This is a genomic window from Hyphomonas sp. NPDC076881 (assembly GCF_050269995.1).
In the GTDB taxonomy this organism is placed as follows: Bacteria; Pseudomonadota; Alphaproteobacteria; order Caulobacterales; family Hyphomonadaceae; genus Hyphomonas.
The window spans coordinates 27,849-44,588 of the sequence record NZ_JBNNJJ010000015.1; the positions used below are offsets into that span (position 1 = coordinate 27,849).

A 16,740-nucleotide genomic window follows, 5' to 3' on the forward strand; every position below is an offset into this window, starting at 1 on the left:
TGCTGTCAATTTTTATATAGCATACTATGTATATGTTGAGCATGAAAGGCACAGCTATGACACCCCCCGCCCTGGGCACGCCTTCGGGCGTCCGCCAGAAACTCCATCCCATCGCCGGAGCAATTGCGCTGGCGACCATTCTCATCTTTTGGACATCGACGGTTATTTCGGAAGTATCGGGCGTATACCCACTTGTTCTCGCCGTGAAGATGGCGGTGCCCTGGGGCTTTCTGCTGCTCATTCCTGCGCTCGCGCTTACGGGCGCAAGCGGGGCAGCCCTCTCAAAGGGCCGTCAGGGCAAACTTATCGCGGCCAAGCAAAAGCGCATGCGGATCATTGCCGGAAACGGCATCCTGGTGCTCGTTCCTTCAGCGCTGTTCCTTGCGGTCAAGGCCCGTGACGGCGACCTGGATACCGCCTTCTATGCCGTGCAGGCCATTGAACTTGCCGCCGGCGCCGTAAACGCTTGGCTACTCAGCCTGAATATGAGGGACGGCTGGAAAATGACGGCCCGCCGCCGGCAGGCCCGTCAGTCCGGCTGACACTCAGTCGGTTGTCTCGGCTGGCGCGGCTTCCTCTGCCGATGGGCGGCGGCGGCCGCGCGAGAGGGTTTTCATCACGCCATCGGTTTCGGAAACGGCCTCGGAGGCGCCGTCTTCTTCCTTCTGGCGCGGGGCGCGCTCCTCGCGGGCCTTGTAAGGCTTGCGGCGGCCTGTGGTGCGGCTGCCCCGCTCTGCGCGGTCGCGCTCAGCCGGGGCGGCCTCTTCGGCAGCGGCTTCCTCGGCCTGCTCAGCAGACGAATCATCGGCCTCGTCATCGGTATCGATCACGCGGAGCGAATCGGCGCGCTCGCCTTCATCCTCGTGACGGGAATGGGTGGAAGTGACAACGACGGCCTCGCCCGCATCCTCTTCGCCGGTATCGGCGCCTTCGGAGGGCTGGTTGCCGCGATAATCCCGGTCACCGTTCGGGCGATTGTCGCGATCGTCGCGCCGGTCGCCCCGGTTCTGGTGCTGCTGTTGCTGCTGGTTACGCGCTTCGAGCTGCTTGGCGACGATGCGCTGATAGTGCTCGGCGAACTGGAAATAGGCTTCGGAGAGAATGCGGTCGCCGCTGGTCTGCGCGTCACGGGCATATTGGAGGTATTTCTCCAGAACCTGCTGGGCAGAACCGCGGATTTTCACGTCCGGACCGACACTCTCATAGTGGCGGTTGGGATTGTTGAAAGCATTCTGCGGATTGCCGCCTGAGCGTCTGTTGCGCCCGCGTGAGCGTTTCATTCGGGGTATCCTGTTTCAAAGTGTGCCTAAAATTGCCGGCAAGCAGTTGTCAGAACCGTTAGCTTCTGCGTGCAGGTGGGGCCTGAGTATCGACGCTGCCGTTTCAACCGATCCCTGGCGGGAGCTTGCATCTGCACCCGCAGGAAATTGCGGGCGGCCCCTCGCCGAGCCCTTATGTAACGTGGAATGCAGGGTCCGCCAAGGGAAAATGTAAGCAGAATTAACGCGGTCTGCAGCCCGCCACCCAGCGGTCATTGCTGCCCAGATCCTGACCAGTGGCGAGGCTTTCAAAGCCGGCCAGCGTCATCAGGCCCAGAACGGCCTCTTTCTGATCATAGCCGATCTCCAGCACCAGCCAGGCGCCGGGCTTCATGCCGGCAGCGCCCAGCGCAATGATCTCCCGGTAGCAGTTGAGCCCGTCCCGGCCGCCATCAAGCGCCATCAGCGGCTCATGATCGCGCACTTCCGGCTCAAGCTCGCCGATCACATCCGAGACGATATAAGGCGGGTTGGAGATGATGAGGTCCGCCTTTGGCCAGCCCTGCCAGTCTTCCCAGCTGCCGATGAAGATGGCCGAGCGATCCGTCAGGCGGTGCTTTTCCAGATTCGCGCGGGCAAGGCGCGCGGCTTCGGGGCTTGCCTCCACCCCTTCCCCGCTGGCCTCCGGGCGCTCTGTGAGCAGCGCGGCGAGGAGGCAGCCTGTGCCGGTGCCGAGATCAGCCAGCCAGAGCGGGCCATCCTTCGGCAGGCGGTCAAGCGCCGCGGTGACGACGCACTCGCTGTCGGTGCGCGGAATGAGGGCGCGCGCATCGGTGAGGATGTCGAGGCCGTAGAAATGCGTCTCGCCCATGATGTGCTGGGCCGGCTCGCGCGCGGCCCGGCGCGCGACAGCGGCGAGGAATTCATCTTCCACCGATTTGGGCACCGGCGAATTTCCGGACGTGATCAGCGCCAGATGCGACCCGCCGAAGGCATGGATCATCAGCATCATCGCTTCTGATCTGGGATTGCCGATACCTGCTTCTCCAAGTTGGCGGGCAGCGGCCCTGATCAGCGCGTCATAGGTGGGCGGTGTCACGCGCTCGCCTCAAGCGCCGCGAGACGCCGCGACTGATCTTCCGTGATCAGAGCTTCGATTACATCGCCGAGCTTGTCGCCGGCAATGATCCGGTCCAGCGAATAGAGCGTCAGGCCGATACGGTGATCGGTGACGCGGTTTTCCGGATAGTTGTAGGTGCGCACTTTCTGGCTGCGGTCACCGGAACCAATCTGGCTGGCGCGGGCCTCTGCGCGGGCGGCGTCCTTCTCAGAGCGTTCCTTTTCGTAGAGGCGGATCTTCAGCTGCTGCATCGCCTTGTCGCGGTTCACATGCTGGGATTTCTCGGAGCTTGTAACCACGATGCCGGTGGCAAGGTGGGTGATGCGCACAGCCGAGTCGGTCTTGTTGACGTGCTGGCCGCCAGCGCCGGAGGCCCGCATCGTATCGATACGGATGTCTTCGGGGCGAACCTCAATCTCGATATTTTCCGGAGCCGGCAGAACCGCGACCGTGGCGGCTGACGTATGGATGCGGCCCTGCGTTTCGGTGGCGGGCACGCGCTGGACGCGGTGGACACCGCTTTCCCATTTCATCCGCCCGAACACGCCATCCCCGGACACGTTGGCGATGATTTCCTTATAACCACCAGCGTCCCCCGGAGAGGCGTCCACGATCTCCACCTTCCAGCCCATGATCTGGGCGAAACGGGTGTACATCCGGAAGAGGTCGCCCGCGAACAGCGCGGCTTCATCCCCGCCCGTGCCCGCGCGCACCTCCAGAACAATGTCGGCCTTGTCATCGACATCCTTGGGCAGAAGCAGGATCTGCATCTCCTGTTCCAGCACTGGCAGGCGCTCGCGCAGATCTTCAATCTCCATCTCGGCCAGTTCGGCCATTTCCTTGTCGCCGGAGGCGAGCATCGCTTCGGCTTCGGCCAGGCCCTTGCGGGCCGACATCAGGTCGCGCGCCTTCTCGACCACCGGGCGGAGCTCGGCGTGTTCCTTGGAAAGGGTGATGATCTCCGTGGAGTCGGAGGTTGCGCCCATCCGGGCCTCAACCTCCTCGAACCGGTCGATCACCTGCTGAAGGCGCATCTGGGACAGGGCTGACATGCCCGCCCTTTAATCCGCTTTCAGGCGGCATGGAAGCCCGCGCCGCTGTCAGGCGAAGATACGCAGGGCTTCCTTCCCCGCCAGGAAGAACAGGCAGAATGTGCCCAGCGAGAAGACCAGGAAGCGCAGCGGCACCGAGCCGATCACGATCTGCACGAAGGAATGCACCACCCGCAGCGCCACATAGGCCCAGGCAACCAGGGTGGAGAGATTGTCCCCGCCCCCGGTGAGCGCAGCGAAGAACATGAGGGCGTAGAAGATCGTCGGCTGTTCGTGCAGGTGGTTGTAATTGTCCGCTGCCGAGCGGACATGCGAGGGAAGCTTGTCCGAATAGGTGCCCGGATGGCGCGCCTCATCCGGCTTGATGCCCGCCTTGCCGAAGGCTGGCAGGCGCAGCGCATACATCCAGATCCACAGCACGCAGGTCCAGATAACCAGCGCCAGCACCGGTTTCAGGAATTCGATTTCAGGTATTGCCATTGTTGTTGCCTCCCACAGCAGTGTTGGGAGAGATTAGGGCGCTGTCACCTGGCTTGGCAACTGAGCTGTTTTCTGCAGATGCGCCTTCAGGAAGGCCAGGAAGGCCTCAATGTCATCGTCCACGATGCTGTGGCCGCCGGGGCGCAGGAAAAAGGAGATATCGGCGGCCGGATCGAAATGGGCCATATCGTCTTTCAGGCCCGTCTCGCCATAGGCGCGCCAGACGGCGCTGGCCGCATAGGCCGCGCGATAGCTGGAATTGGGATCGGCCCAGACATCCCGGCGCGCATTACCCAGGAAGAGCGGACGCGGCGCGATCAGCGCCAGCAGGTGATGCTGATCGAAAGGCAGCGTGGCGGGGTCGGCCGCATAGGGCGCCGCGCTGGGGGCCAGCCAGTGCGGATAGGATTTCACCATCCGGTCCAGCCGCTCACCCAAGGGCGAGCGCGAGAGCGCCGCGCCGCCAAAGCCCGACTGGTGCGCGATCACGGCATCAACGCGCGGATCCCAGGCGGCCGCCAGAAGCGCGGCCTTGCCATGGCGGGAATGGCCGAGGATGGCCGTGCGATTGTTGTCGATCCGCTCGTCAGACTCCAGCGCCGTGATAACGGCCGAATAGGCATAGGCCCAGGCCATCAGCGTGCTGCCGGGATTTGGGTTTCCGCCAAGCGCCTCAATCGCGGGGCCGGCTTCGTCCTTGTCATCGGGCACGAAATCGCTCGCGTGGAAGCTGGCATAGGCAAAGCCGGCATCGAAATAGAGGTCGATGGGCGCCTCGGCGATATATTCCCCGAACACGGCGGAAATGACCATGCTGGCGAACTTGCCAAAATCCCGCACGGTGCAGGCGTCCCCATCCATGCTGGTGACGGGCTGCTCCGGAAAGGTGGCGCAGTTGGACCCGAAGGTCTGCGCAATGACGACCGGGACATGTACCGCGCCCGACGGGAAGGCCGCCACGAGCTGGAAAGTGCGCGCGCCGGGGCCTGCGCCGATGGTGATGTCCAGCTCTTCCAGCGTGCCGCGGCCTTCCAGATAGTCCGGAACGATCACCCGCCAGTCCCCAAAGCTGACCGGCAGGCCTTCCGGCCAGGCGCCATACAGCGTGTCCTGCAGTAGCCCCTTGAGGCGGGCGCGCTCGCCTGGATCGGAAACCAGCGCGGCGACATCGATCGGCGGGGTGGCGGCGGGCTTGTTGGCGGTATCCAGGCTCGCATAGTTCAGGCCGAGCATCGTGCAGCTTGACCCGACAAGAAGCAGCACACCCGCCAGAAGGCTGAGGCCGGTCCAGCGCAAAACTCTCAACACCATGAACAAACCTGGAAAGATGCCCGCTAAGGCATGTGTGCTAGCGCATTGCGGGGGCGCCTCCCAGCCCCCTTCTGTTTTCCTCTTGCAGGCGGCTGCAGTCACGATAGCGTGAGCGGATGCGGATTGTTGTTCTTCTGATTGGTGGTGTGCTGGGCCTGGCGGCGGGGGCGGTTACGGCTCTCTTTGCCGCTGGCATGTTCGGCGCGGGCGCGGGTTTCGGCGATGAAATCAATGTAAACGGCTGGAAAAGCGACTGGACCATCGGGTCCACGGCGGCCAATCCCTGGACGCGGGCGCGGGTGGCCCGCCACGGCCTCCTGGCCCTGACCAAGGAAGAAGCGGTCTATTTCACCAAGGGCGTGGACGAGGACGGCCAGCGCCTTTCCGAAGACTGCACCTATGAAGTGAGCGGGGGCGACATGCCGGGGCTCTGGTGGTCGGTGACCCTCTATGACGCCGAGAGCTATCTGCCCCTCAACAAGGATAACGCGCTCTCCTTCGACAAGACCAAGGCGGCAGCCGCCAGCGCCGGCAGCACCTGGTCCTTCACCGTGGCGGCGGATGGCCCGGAGACCGGAAACTGGGTGTCCAGCCAGAATGCCGGCACGTTCGATCTGATGCTGCGCATCTACAAACCCACGCCCGAGCTGATTGCGGCCCCTGAGGACGCGCTGCCCGCGCCGGTGATCAAACGCCTTTCCTGCGGAGGGGCTGCCTGATGCGTGCCTTCTTCACCGGGCTTGCCGCCTTTGCCGTTACCTTCCTGATTGCGCATTTCGTGGTGCTGACCGCCCTGCCGGGCAGGATCATGTCAACGGTCCGTGGGCAGATGGTCGAGCGGGGGATGCCGGTGCATGCCTGGGCGATGAGCCCGCGTGTCACCCCGGAAAGCCAGCCCGTGGTGCGCCCCTCCCCCGATCTGGCCTATGCCATCTGCCTGATTGACCTCTCCAACGGGCCGGTGGAGCTTTCCGTGCCAGCCTGGCCGGAATACGGCTCGCTCTCGGTCTTTGAGGCGGATACGGACAATGTCTATGCCAGCTCTCTGGATGCGCGCGCGGAAGGCACGCCGGGCATTCGCCGGGTGATCGTGGCACTGGAGGGGCAGGATCTCTACCAGTATGGCGAGGCCGAGCAGGTGATCGTGTCAAAGCCCGAAGCCCTCGCCCTGATACGCAGGCTGGCCCCTTCGCAAGCAGCCTATGAGGCCGCCGCCGCGCTGATCCCGGCAAGCCGCTGCGCGCCGCTGTGAAAGAGAAAATAACCACCCGCAAGCCGGTTTCCGATATTTCCCGCTTGCATAATTGAGAATCATTCTCAATTATATTCTGACAGCACAAGCTGTCGGGAGGCTGGTATGGGCGGCAAACGCATCTGTGTGATCGGCGCTGGCCCATCTGGCCTGGTCGCAACCAAGACGCTCGCGCAGGCGGGACTGGATGCCCAGTGTTTTGACCTTTCCCCCGTTGTGGGCGGCCAATGGGTGATCGACAATCCCAATGGCCGCTCCGCCGCTTACCGGTCACTAAAAACCAACACCCCGCGCCGGATGAACCGGTTCAGCGATTTTCCCATGCCGGAAGACTGGCCGGTCTTTCCCTCCGCTGCGCAGGTCGCCGAATGGCTGACATCCTATGCAGAGGCCTTCAACCTTGCTTCGCGGCTTCATCTGAACACCGAAGTTCTCAAGGCCACTCCGTTGACGGATCAAGGCTGGATTGTTCAGGTCCGGGGCCCGGACGGTACAATCCGCGATGAGGCATTCGACGCCATCCTGGTTGCCACCGGAACCTACTGGCAACCGCGCCTTCCGGTATTCGCAGGAACCTTCTCCGGAACGTTATTCCACGCGCAGCGCTACCGCGACCCGCAGACCCCCGTCGATACGGCAGGAAAACATGTGATCGTCGCCGGCATTGGCAACACGGGCTGCGAGATTGCCGTGGAAATGGCGCGGGCGGGCGCAGCTTCCGTAACCCTGTCGGCGCGCAGCGGCACATGGATCATGCCCAAGCTGGTCAACGGCAAGTCCCTTTCGGACAAGACGCCCATGGTACACCCCGAAGACCCGGTCTTGCCGGTCTTCAAACTCCTGCCCGAAAAGCTCCACCAACCGCTCTTCGCCTGGATCGCCAAGAAGGCGATCCGCAAGCAGTTCGGCGGGCAAATGAAGCGGATGGTCGAACTGGGACTTCCTCCGCCGCCGGACCATCCTTTCGACAAGCGGCCAACCGTGGCCCAGGATCTTCTGGCAGCCCTGGAGGCGGGCGACGTGCAGGCGCGCGGCGAGATCCTGGCCCTTGAAGGCCGGGAAGCCGTCTTCGCAGATGGCCGCCGGGCGCCAGCGGATGTGATCGTCTGCGCCACAGGCTTTCACCTGGCCTTCCCTTTCCTGGACGCATCCCTGGCCGACACGGCAGGCGATGATCTGCGCCTCTTTCGCGCCGTGATGTCCCCTCGCCGGCATGATCTTTTCTTTGCCGGGTTAGGAAGGCCGACTGGCGCCTTCTGGCCGGTTTCGGAAGTTCAGGCCCGTTTTGCAGCCGCCGTCCTGTCCGGCGCCTACGCCCTGCCGCCCCAGGCTGAGATCGACCGGCACGCCTCCGGCGTGAATTCGGGCAAGGCTTTCAACCCGGCGCTTTACGCACGCGCGATGCGGAACGAGATGAGGCGCGGAGCGGCGCGCCGGCAGCGCTGAGTTCCCGCCTATTCGGCGGGCACTTCCGCCGTTTCGGCTTCACGTTGCGCCTTGAGGCGGGCGGCCTTTTCTTCGACCAGCTTGACGATATGTTCCACCATATCGGCGTTCGAGACGTTATGGTCTGCCCGTCCGTTGACGAACATCTTGCCGCTTTCCTTGCCGCCGCCGGTAAAGCCAAGATCGGTCATCGCCGCCTCGCCGGGGCCGTTGACCACGCAGCCGATGATGGAGAGCGAAATCGGCTCGGAGACATGCGCCAGGCGCTTCTCCAGCGTCTCGACCGTGCGGATCACGTCAAAGCCCTGGCGCGCGCAGCTCGGGCACGCCACGATATTGACCCCGCGTGTGCGCAGGCCGAGGGATTTGAGCATCTCGAAGCCGACCTTCACCTCCTCTTCCGGCTCAGCCGAAAGCGAGACGCGGATCGTGTCGCCGATGCCCGCCCAGAGCAGCGCGCCCATGCCGATCGAGGATTTGACCGTACCCGTACGAAGTCCGCCGGCCTCAGTGATGCCAAGGTGCAGCGGCGCATCAGTGGCCTCGGCAAGGGCCTGATAGGCGGCAACGGTGAGGAACATGTCCGACGCCTTCACCGAGATCTTGTAATCATGGAAGCCGAGATCATCGAGGATACGCGCGTGATCAAGCGCGCTTTCCACCATCGCGTCCGGGCAGGGCTCGCCATACTTCTCCAGCAGGTGCCGCTCCAGGCTGCCGCCATTGACGCCGATCCGCATTGAGCAGCCATTGGCGCGCGCCGCAGCGACGACTTCCTTCACGCGCGCGGGCGAGCCGATATTGCCGGGATTGATCCGCAGGCAGGCCGCGCCCGCATCCGCCGCCTCGATGCCGCGCTTGTAATGGAAATGGATGTCGGCCACGAGCGGAACTGGCGAGGCTTTCACGATCTCGCGCATGGCCTGCGTCGACTCTTCGGTCGGGCAGGAGACGCGCACGATGTCGGCGCCCGCTTCGGCGCAGCGCAGGATCTGCGCGATGGTGGCGGCCGCGTCCTCGGTCGGGGTGTTGGTCATCGTCTGCACGGCGATGGGCGCGTCCCCGCCCACCAGCACATTCCCCACCCGCACCTGACGGGACTTGCGGCGCTCGATATTGCGCCAGGGACGGATCGGATTGTGGCTCATGAGGCGTCTCGCACGGGCTTGGACTCATCGGCAGATGAGGTCAGGCCAGATGTGGCGCGTGGAACGCGCCCCGTAAAGGCCTCAAGGTGTCGCCTTGGTGCTCCCGGTGGCAGCCACTTCCGGCGGCGCGAGAAGTTCGGCGGCACGCGGCAGCTGTTCATCGACCGACAGGGAGAAGACCTGCGCGCCTTCCGGCCCGACCGTTCCGACCACCACATCGCCCACACGCCACTGGAAATCGCCGCCATTGCGGGCCGAGACGGTCCAGCCGGCATTGAGGCGCGGGAAGAAGGTTTCGCCCTCTGCCAGGGTGCGGCTGAGGAAGATGGTGCCATCGGCGCCGCGCACTTCCAGCCAGCCCTGACGGACGGCCACGATCTCCAGCGGCAGATCGACCGCCGGGCGCGTTTCGGTGCGCACATTGTCAAACAGGCTGTCCCGCGCGCCGGAAACGGCCACCGGGGCCTCGCTCAGCGGCTCCTCGGGGGCATTGTTCATCATCACCATGGCGGTGACGCCTGCCGCAATCACGGCGGCCAGCATGGCGGCGCCCGCGACGATCAGCGGCCATTTGGTGCGCTGTTTCTGGATCTGGCCGATCTTGGGCACCGGCGCGGCCGTCTTGACCTCATCCACGCCGCCACATTCCCGGGTGTAACGCTGCACCACTTCCTGCTCGGGCAGGCCCAGATAGCGCGCATAGGTCAGCAGATAGGCCTTCAGATAGCCCGGGGCGATGGACTGCACCTCCATCCGCTCGATCCCCATGAGGAAATTCTCGCGGATGCGGGTTTCCTTGGCGATGTCGGTCAGCTGGAAGCCGAGGGCTTCGCGGACGCGGCGCAGCACCTGCCCCATGCGAAGGGCTTCACCTTCATATTCGGCGGTGCGGAAAATCTCTTCAGCGCGGACACGGCCCTCGCGCACTTCCAGCTCCCGCGCGGCGCGCGGCGAGATGGGCGTAACATTCGAACGGTCCGTTCCGTTTTCAGCCACAGTTGCTTCGGACTTCTGTCCGTCCTCTACCGGTTCAGGCGTCATGATGTGTGCCATATTCTACCAGTCTCTTCGACCGCTGCCATATGGGTATCAAATTTGGCAAAAAACGGTCCAGGCCAAGAAAAATCCGCCATCATCCCGTCTAAATCCGGCTTCAGGTGTCCGGTATATCCGCCCCATGCTCTAGTGCTATCCTTAACACTTGGTTACGGAACGCTTCGTTCGGCTCATTCAGGGCTTGATCCAGCCCGCGCCGGAACCCTGCCAGATCAATGGAGCGCAGGGCCTGCTTGACCGGGCCAATGGAGGACGCCGACATCGACAGGCTGGTATAGCCGAAAGCGGCAAAGCAGAAGGCCGCCAGCGGCGTGGCCGTCGCCTCACCGCAGACCGACAGCCGGATACCGGCGGTCTGGCAGGTCTCCGCCACCATCCGCAGGAAACGCAGCGCCGAGGGGCTGATCAGGGCGTACCGGTCTGACACAGACGGCGTCATCCGGTCTGCCGCGAAGAAGAACTGCAGAAGGTCGTTGGTGCCCACCGACAGGAAATCGATCTCACCGGCGAGATCCGGCAAGGCAAAGGCCAGGGCAGGCGTTTCCAGCATCACCCCGATTTCCAGCTTCGAAGGCTTCTGGCCGGTCCGCTTCAGCGTCCAGGCCACTTCTTCCTCAAGCAGGGCGCGCGCCTCGCGGAACTCTTCCGGGGTGGTGACCATCGGGAACATAACCGTCAGCGCCCCCTTCCCCGCCGCGCGGACGAGCGCGCGCAGCTGGCGGCGGAAAAGGCCCTTGTGATCGAGCGCAAACCGGATCGACCGCCAGCCCAGCGCCGGGTTTTCCTCGCGGAGCTGGTTGAGGATAGGCAGCACCTTGTCGCCGCCGAGATCGAGCGTGCGAAAGATCACCGGCTTGCCCGCCGCCCGGTCCAGCACCCGGCGGTAGAGCGCGATCTGATCTTCCAGGCGCGGCAGGGTTTCGGAGACGAGGAACTGGAACTCGGTGCGGAAGAGGCCAACCCCGTCTGCCCCGGCCTGATCCATCATGTCGAGATCAAGATCGAGGCCGGCATTGAGCATCAGCGAAACGGCCTTGCCGTCTTTTGTCTGCGCCGGAAGGCCGCGCAGGCTGGCATAGACGGCCTGACGCTCCGAGCGCAGCGCCACGCGGGACTTGTAGGCGTCATACACCGCATCATCGGGGCGGATATGCGCCTGGCCCTGCTCCGCATCGACGATCACATAATCGTCCTGCTCGATCAGCGTGGTCAGCCCCTCGATGCCGCCGATGGCGGGAATGGACAGCGCGCGGGCCACGATCGCAGCATGGGAGGAGGCGGCGGCCTCTTCCATCAGGATGCCCTTGAGGCCCAGCTTGGCATATTCCAGCAGCTCTGCCGGGCCGAGGCGCCGGGCCACGAGCACGCTGCTCTCGCCGGTGATCTGGGGTTTGCTCTCTTCCCCCCCGAGCACGCGCAGCAGGCGGTTGTCGAGATCTTCCAGATCATGCAGCCGCTCGCGCAGGTAAGGATCGCGCGCGGCCTGCAGCTTGGCGCGGTGTTCGCGGCGGGCCCGGTCGACCGAGGCTTCTGCCGACAGGCCCGAGCGCACGCCCTCCTGCAGCTTCTCGGCCCAGGACGAGTCATGCGCCAGGAGGCGGTAGGCCTCCATCACATCGCGCGGGTCTTCGCCGAGCGCGGCCCCGTCGATCAGCATCATCCGGTCAATGGAGGCGCGCAGATCCTTGAGGCCCTGCTCCAGGCGGAGGGCTTCCTCTTTCTGGTCTGCGGCAAAGAAACGGGCAGCCGGAACGACCGGATCGTGCAGCACGGCGCGGCCATAGCCGAGGCCTTCGCAGAAGATGCGCCCGCGCAGATTGCCGCCATTCTGCCCGCGGGCGCGCCGCTCGGGCTGGGCACTGGACTGGTCTTCGCTGATCCGGTGGACAATTTCGGCCAGAACCATGGCGATGGTCTGGAGGGTTTCGACCTCTTCATCGCGGTAAACCCGCTCGGTGCGGTTCTGCACGACGAGGACGCCGATCACCCCGCCGGTGCGCAGGATCGGCACACCCAGGAAAGCGTGGAACGGGTCTTCCCCCGTTTCCGGCCGGTAGGAGAAAGCCGGATGGCGGGGCGCATCTTCAATGGCAATCGGCTCGGCCGTTCGGGCGACATAGCCGACAAGGCCCTCGGAGGCGCCCATGCGCGTCTTGTTGACGGCTTCGGGTTTGAGACCCTCGGTGGCGATCAGCAGCAGGGTGCCATCGGCCTCGCGGTGATAGATCGAGCACACATCGGCGACCATGGTGGACGCGATCAGATGCACGACCTGATCAAGACGCGAACGGGTCTCTCCATCCTCCGCCATAACCTGGCGAAGGCTGTTCATCAGAACTCGGGTGGCCGGCAGATTATACGGCATGTTCCCCCGGTCTACGGTGACCCGTCAGTCTGCGTCCAGCCCGAATGCTGTATGAAGTGCCCGGACCGCCAGTTCTGTATAAGGCGCCGCGATCAGAACGGAAATCTTGATCTCGGAAGTGGCGATGACGTCGATGTTGATGCCTTTCTCTGAGAGGGCAGTGAACATCTTTTCGGCAACACCGGTGTGGCTTTTCATGCCAACGCCGATGATCGAGATTTTCGAGACATCGCGGGTCACCTCGATCCGCTCATAGCCGACTTCGGCCTGGAGCTTCTCAAGCGTGTCACGCGCAAACGGGCTGTCCCGGTCGGTGCAGGTGAAGACGAGGTTTGCCTTGGAGGCTTCGCGCGAGGACGCCTGGACGATCATGTCCACGTTCACGCCGGCGCGGGCCAGCGCGGAGAAGATCTTGGCCGAGGAGCCGGGCTTGTCGGGCACGCCATACAGCGTGACCTTGGCCTCATCCCGCGAATAGGCAACGCCGCTGACGACCTGTTTTTCCACGATCTCTTCCTCTGAACAGACGAGGGTGCCGGGGCTCTCCTCGCCGGGTTTCACAAAACTGGACAGCACGCGCACCGGCACGCCATGGTTCATCGCCAGCTCGACCGAGCGCGTCTGAAGCACTTTGGCGCCAAGCGAGGCCATTTCGAGCATTTCCTCATAGGAAATCTTGTCGATGCGCTGGGCCTTGGGAACGATGCGGGGATCGGTGGTGTAGACCCCGTCCACATCGGTATAGATGTCACAGACCTGCGCGCCGAGGGCGGCGGCGACAGCCACGGCGCTGGTATCAGACCCGCCCCGGCCGAGCGTGGTGACGCGGAACTCGTCGGTCACGCCCTGGAAACCGGCGACGACGGCGATCTCGCCGCTATCAACCGAATCGGGCAGCGAGCTGTCATCAAAGCCCATGATGCGGGCGCGGCCATGGCTGTTATCGGTCTTCAGGCGCAGCTGCCAGCCGAGCCAGGACCTGGCCTTCAGGCCGCGGCGGCGCAGCGCCAGCGCCAGGAGGCCTGCGGTGACCTGCTCCCCGGAGGCGACGACCACGTCATACTCGTCATCATAGAGATGGCGGGGCAGATCCTTGCCGGCCGCCCCGTCCGCCAGGGCGACGAGCTTGTTGGTCTCGCCCGACATGGCCGAGACGATGACAGCCATCTTCTCGCCTTTCGCCGCCCGAGCGGCTACGATCTCCGCCACATTCGCAATACGGTCGAGATCGCCGACCGAGGTGCCGCCGAATTTGAGTACTGTCCGCGCCATTTCGCCCCAAATACCTTCTGGCCCCTTGAGGCCCGCTCATTTATCGGCCCCTCTAGAAGAAAGTTCGGCCGGGATCAAACAGGATTGCTAAACAATGGCGAGAACAATTGCCGCGTCTGATGCCCCGCCGGTCACCCCCAGCATAGACCCTGCGGAAGTTGCAAAATTTTCGGCCATGGCGGCCGATTGGTGGAACCCCGATGGCAAGTTCAAGCCGCTCCACCGGTTCAACCCCACCCGGCTGAGGTTCATCCGGGAGACGGCCGAGCGGCATTTCGGCCTGCCGCCCCGGCAATTGCGCCCGCTGGAAGGGCTGCGCCTGCTCGACATCGGCTGCGGCGGCGGTCTCGTTTCCGAACCGATGGCGCGGCTGGGCGCGTCGGTCACCGGGGTCGACGCCTCGGAAGCCAACATCAAGACCGCCCTCACCCATGCCGCCGAGCAGGGGCTGAAGATTGATTACCGCGCCGGCACTGCCGAGGGCCTGCTGGCCGCTGGCGAGGCGGCGTTCGATATCGTGCTGAACATGGAAGTGGTCGAGCATGTGGCCGACCCGGCGCAGTTCCTGATGGATACCGCGCGCCTCGTGCGCCCCGGCGGGCTGATGATTGTCGCGACGCTGAACAAGACGGCCAAGGCGCTCGCCACGGCGGTCATCGGCGCTGAATACATCCTGCGCTGGCTGCCGCCGGGCACGCATGACTGGTCGAAATTCCTGGCGCCGGAAGATGTTTCCGGGCCGCTGGAAAGCGCCGGCCTGGAAACCGAGCCGGCCATCGGGGTGAGCTTTCAGCCGCTGAGCGGCGCGTGGAAACTCTCCGGAGATACCAGCGTGAACTATATGGTCGTTGCCCGGAGGCCTGCCGCATGATCGCCCTTCCCTCCCCCGCGACCGTTCACGGCTTCTGGTTTGGCGGATCGGCTTCGTCCCCCGATGTGCTCGAAACCCACGCCCCGCTCTGGTTCAATGGTGGAGACGCCTTCGACCGGCTGCTGACCGCGCAGTTCCAGCCGCTGCTGGAAACGCTCTCGGCCGGGCCGCTGGCGCATGGCTGGGCCGCACGCGGCGCGCGGGAGCGCCTGGCGGCGATCATCGTGCTGGACCAGATGAGCCGCAACATTTTCCGGGGCAGCCCGCGCGCCTTTGCGCAGGACATGCTGGCGCTTCATCTGTGCAAGGAAGGCCTCGCCGCCGGGGAGGACCGCGCGCTGTCCGAAGCCGAGCGGGTGTTCTTCTATCTGCCGCTGGAACATTCCGAAGCGCTGGCCGACCAGGAGCGGTCAGTGGCCCTCTTCACCCGCCTGGCAAATGAGGCGCGCGATGCGTTCCGTGACTTTACAAAGACCACGCTGGACTATGCGCATCAGCATCTCGACGTGATAGCCGAGTTCGGCCGCTTCCCGCATCGCAATGCCGCTGTGGGCCGCGAAAGCACGGACGCAGAGAAGGAATGGCTGGCCGAGGGCGGCGGTTTCTGACCTCAGCTGCCTGCGGCGCCTTCCGCCGGGCCTGAAGCAATCTCTACACGGCCTTCCAGCTTGCGGGCGGTTTCTTCCTGCACTGCGCGGGTAAGCGGATACCGGCGCGCCAGCTGGCCGGCCAGCAGATAGAGAAGCCCGGGAAGGAAGCCGAACACCAGGACGAGGCCAAAGGTTGCCCCGTCCGAATTCTCCTGCCCCGGACGGAAGCCCGCAATCCGGCCAACCAGGAAATATCCTACGCCGAAGGCAATGCTGGAGCCGACCTTGTTGAAGCTGGTCAGCAGGGCATAGAAATTGCCCGCCCGGTTCTCGCCGGTCTGGGCGGCCTGCCATTCAACCACATCTGCCGTCATGGCGCGCGACAGGAAGATCGGCGCGCTGAACGGAATGCCCGCAATCAGCGAGGCAATCAGGAAGGTGGTGAAGTTGCTGAAGGGCGCCAGCGGGATGAAGGCGATGAAGGCAATGCCGGAAAAGGTTGTGGCAATGAAGAAGGCGTTGCGCTTCTCGGTCCTCTTGGCCAGCCAGAGCCAGAATGGCAGAGCGAGGATTGCCATGACGAAGAACAGCATCAGCGTCATGCTGGTCTGCGCGTCATTGGCCCCGAAGGCATATTCGGCCACGAAGAGGAAGTTTGCCGCCGTTACGGAGATGGCCGTGGAGACGAGCAGCTCCATGGTCACCAGGCGGCTGAACATCGGCCCGCGCAGCGCTTCGATCAGTGGACGGATTTCAAACTTCTCGACAGACTTTGACTCGCCCCGCAGGCGCGGGTCGGGCACGAAGAAGCAGGAGAGCGCGGCGGCAATTGGCAAGGAGAGGATCATCATCCAGCCCATCACGGCCACCTGGCCAAACCGGTCTGCCTCCACGCCAAGGGTGGAGAGGATCAGCGGAACCGCAAGCAGGACGAGCATCGAGAGGACCGAGACGATCTCCGGCCAGAGGAAAAGGCGCGAGCGGTCGTCATAGTCACTGGCAATCGCCGGCACCCAGGAGGAGCGCGATGTCTGCAGCAGCGTAAAGCCGACATAGAAAACCAGCATCCAGCCGATGAAATAGCCCGGCCCTGCCCCGACGGGCGGCATGTAGACGAAGAAGGTGGAGATGCCGAGCACCGGCACGCACAGGATGATCCAGTGGCGCACCCGGCCGAGCGGCGTGCGGTAGCGATCAACCATATAGCCCATGACCGGATCGGTCACGATGTCCCAGAACCTCAGGAGCATGAACAGGAGGCCCGTCAGCTCCAGACCAAGGCCAACGCCATGGGGCGCTTCATTGGCGTAGAGCGGGGCAAGATATACGCCCAGCGGCAACCCGACACCGGCGATGGGTATACTGAGGGACGCGAACGCCAGCACCCGCGGAAACGACAAACGCTTTGACTGTGATTGGGACATGCGCCGCACAGTGCCTTGAGCGAAGGTGACGGCCAAGTCATTTTTTAAATCTCCGGTCGCTTGACGTGGCGGCGATGCCACGCAAACTGCAGCA

At 64.1% G+C, this 16,740-nt stretch carries 16 protein-coding genes; 6 read left to right on the top strand and 10 right to left on the bottom strand.

Going from position 1 to position 16,740, the window contains the following annotated elements; genetic code table 11:
* The first annotated feature begins 56 nt into the window (after nt 1-56).
* Entirely contained in the window at nt 57-542 is a 486-nt protein-coding gene (locus tag ACQKI2_RS15410) for a hypothetical protein (RefSeq protein WP_427380491.1), read from the top strand.
* A gap of 3 nt (nt 543-545) precedes the next feature.
* On the opposite strand, the gene ACQKI2_RS15415 is transcribed toward ACQKI2_RS15410, so the two are convergent.
* The 5 genes from ACQKI2_RS15415 to ACQKI2_RS15435 all read right to left on the bottom strand — a co-directional run bounded on the left by ACQKI2_RS15415 (nt 546) and on the right by ACQKI2_RS15435 (nt 5,222).
* Nucleotides 546-1,280: a DUF4167 domain-containing protein gene (locus ACQKI2_RS15415; protein WP_427380493.1), complete on the bottom strand. Its 735-nt coding sequence runs from the start codon at nt 1,278-1,280 to the stop codon at nt 546-548.
* A 220-nt stretch (nt 1,281-1,500) separates the two neighbouring features.
* Nucleotides 1,501-2,358 carry a peptide chain release factor N(5)-glutamine methyltransferase gene (gene prmC, locus ACQKI2_RS15420; protein WP_427380494.1) on the bottom strand — a complete coding sequence of 286 codons (858 nt, stop codon included), beginning with the start codon at nt 2,356-2,358 and terminating at the stop codon, nt 1,501-1,503.
* Nucleotides 2,355-3,431, bottom strand: a complete 1,077-nt coding sequence (gene prfA, locus ACQKI2_RS15425) for a peptide chain release factor 1 (RefSeq protein ID WP_427380496.1) — start codon at nt 3,429-3,431, stop codon at nt 2,355-2,357. Before prfA ends, prmC begins: the two co-directional genes overlap by 4 nt.
* Before the next feature lie 48 nt (nt 3,432-3,479).
* The gene (locus tag ACQKI2_RS15430) at nt 3,480-3,911 is read right to left on the bottom strand and encodes an MAPEG family protein (protein WP_427380497.1); all 432 of its coding nucleotides are present in this window, start codon (nt 3,909-3,911) and stop codon (nt 3,480-3,482) included.
* Nucleotides 3,912-3,944: 33 nt separating this feature from the next.
* Nucleotides 3,945-5,222 carry a hypothetical protein gene (locus ACQKI2_RS15435; protein ID WP_427380499.1) on the bottom strand — a complete coding sequence of 426 codons (1,278 nt, stop codon included), beginning with the start codon at nt 5,220-5,222 and terminating at the stop codon, nt 3,945-3,947.
* A gap of 116 nt (nt 5,223-5,338) precedes the next feature.
* Here ACQKI2_RS15435 and ACQKI2_RS15440 point away from each other — a divergent pair, with 116 nt between their 5' ends.
* The 3 genes from ACQKI2_RS15440 to ACQKI2_RS15450 all read left to right on the top strand — a co-directional run bounded on the left by ACQKI2_RS15440 (nt 5,339) and on the right by ACQKI2_RS15450 (nt 7,920).
* A complete protein-coding gene (locus ACQKI2_RS15440; protein ID WP_427380500.1) occupies nt 5,339-5,941 on the top strand; it encodes a DUF1214 domain-containing protein in 603 nt (200 codons plus the stop codon).
* A complete protein-coding gene (locus tag ACQKI2_RS15445) occupies nt 5,941-6,474 on the top strand; it encodes a DUF1254 domain-containing protein (RefSeq protein WP_427380502.1) in 534 nt (177 codons plus the stop codon). The genes ACQKI2_RS15440 and ACQKI2_RS15445 overlap by 1 nt, the downstream gene beginning before the upstream one ends.
* Nucleotides 6,475-6,579: 105 nt before the next feature.
* Nucleotides 6,580-7,920: a flavin-containing monooxygenase gene (locus ACQKI2_RS15450; RefSeq protein ID WP_427380503.1), complete on the top strand. Its 1,341-nt coding sequence runs from the start codon at nt 6,580-6,582 to the stop codon at nt 7,918-7,920.
* A gap of 8 nt (nt 7,921-7,928) precedes the next feature.
* On the opposite strand, the gene ispG is transcribed toward ACQKI2_RS15450, so the two are convergent.
* From ispG to ACQKI2_RS15470, 4 genes are all read right to left on the bottom strand, one after another.
* Entirely contained in the window at nt 7,929-9,068 is a 1,140-nt protein-coding gene (ispG, locus tag ACQKI2_RS15455; protein ID WP_427380506.1) for a flavodoxin-dependent (E)-4-hydroxy-3-methylbut-2-enyl-diphosphate synthase, read from the bottom strand.
* An 81-nt stretch (nt 9,069-9,149) separates the two neighbouring features.
* A complete protein-coding gene (locus ACQKI2_RS15460) occupies nt 9,150-10,121 on the bottom strand; it encodes a helix-turn-helix domain-containing protein (RefSeq protein ID WP_427380508.1) in 972 nt (323 codons plus the stop codon).
* A gap of 100 nt (nt 10,122-10,221) precedes the next feature.
* Entirely contained in the window at nt 10,222-12,489 is a 2,268-nt protein-coding gene (ptsP, locus tag ACQKI2_RS15465; RefSeq protein WP_427380509.1) for a phosphoenolpyruvate--protein phosphotransferase, read from the bottom strand.
* A 24-nt stretch (nt 12,490-12,513) separates the two neighbouring features.
* Nucleotides 12,514-13,761 carry an aspartate kinase gene (locus tag ACQKI2_RS15470; RefSeq protein WP_427380511.1) on the bottom strand — a complete coding sequence of 416 codons (1,248 nt, stop codon included), beginning with the start codon at nt 13,759-13,761 and terminating at the stop codon, nt 12,514-12,516.
* 94 nt (nt 13,762-13,855) lie between these two features.
* Here ACQKI2_RS15470 and ubiG point away from each other — a divergent pair, with 94 nt between their 5' ends.
* Nucleotides 13,856-14,632 carry a bifunctional 2-polyprenyl-6-hydroxyphenol methylase/3-demethylubiquinol 3-O-methyltransferase UbiG gene (gene ubiG / locus ACQKI2_RS15475; RefSeq protein ID WP_427380512.1) on the top strand — a complete coding sequence of 259 codons (777 nt, stop codon included), beginning with the start codon at nt 13,856-13,858 and terminating at the stop codon, nt 14,630-14,632.
* Nucleotides 14,629-15,240, top strand: coding sequence for a DUF924 family protein (locus ACQKI2_RS15480; RefSeq protein WP_427380513.1), 612 nt, complete (start codon nt 14,629-14,631; stop codon nt 15,238-15,240). Before ubiG ends, ACQKI2_RS15480 begins: the two co-directional genes overlap by 4 nt.
* A 2-nt stretch (nt 15,241-15,242) precedes the next feature.
* Here ACQKI2_RS15480 and ACQKI2_RS15485 read toward each other — a convergent pair whose 3' ends face one another.
* On the bottom strand, nt 15,243-16,646 hold the full coding sequence (locus ACQKI2_RS15485) for an MFS transporter (RefSeq protein WP_427380515.1): 1,404 nt from the start codon (nt 16,644-16,646) through the stop codon (nt 15,243-15,245).
* Nucleotides 16,647-16,740: the final 94 nt, after the last annotated feature.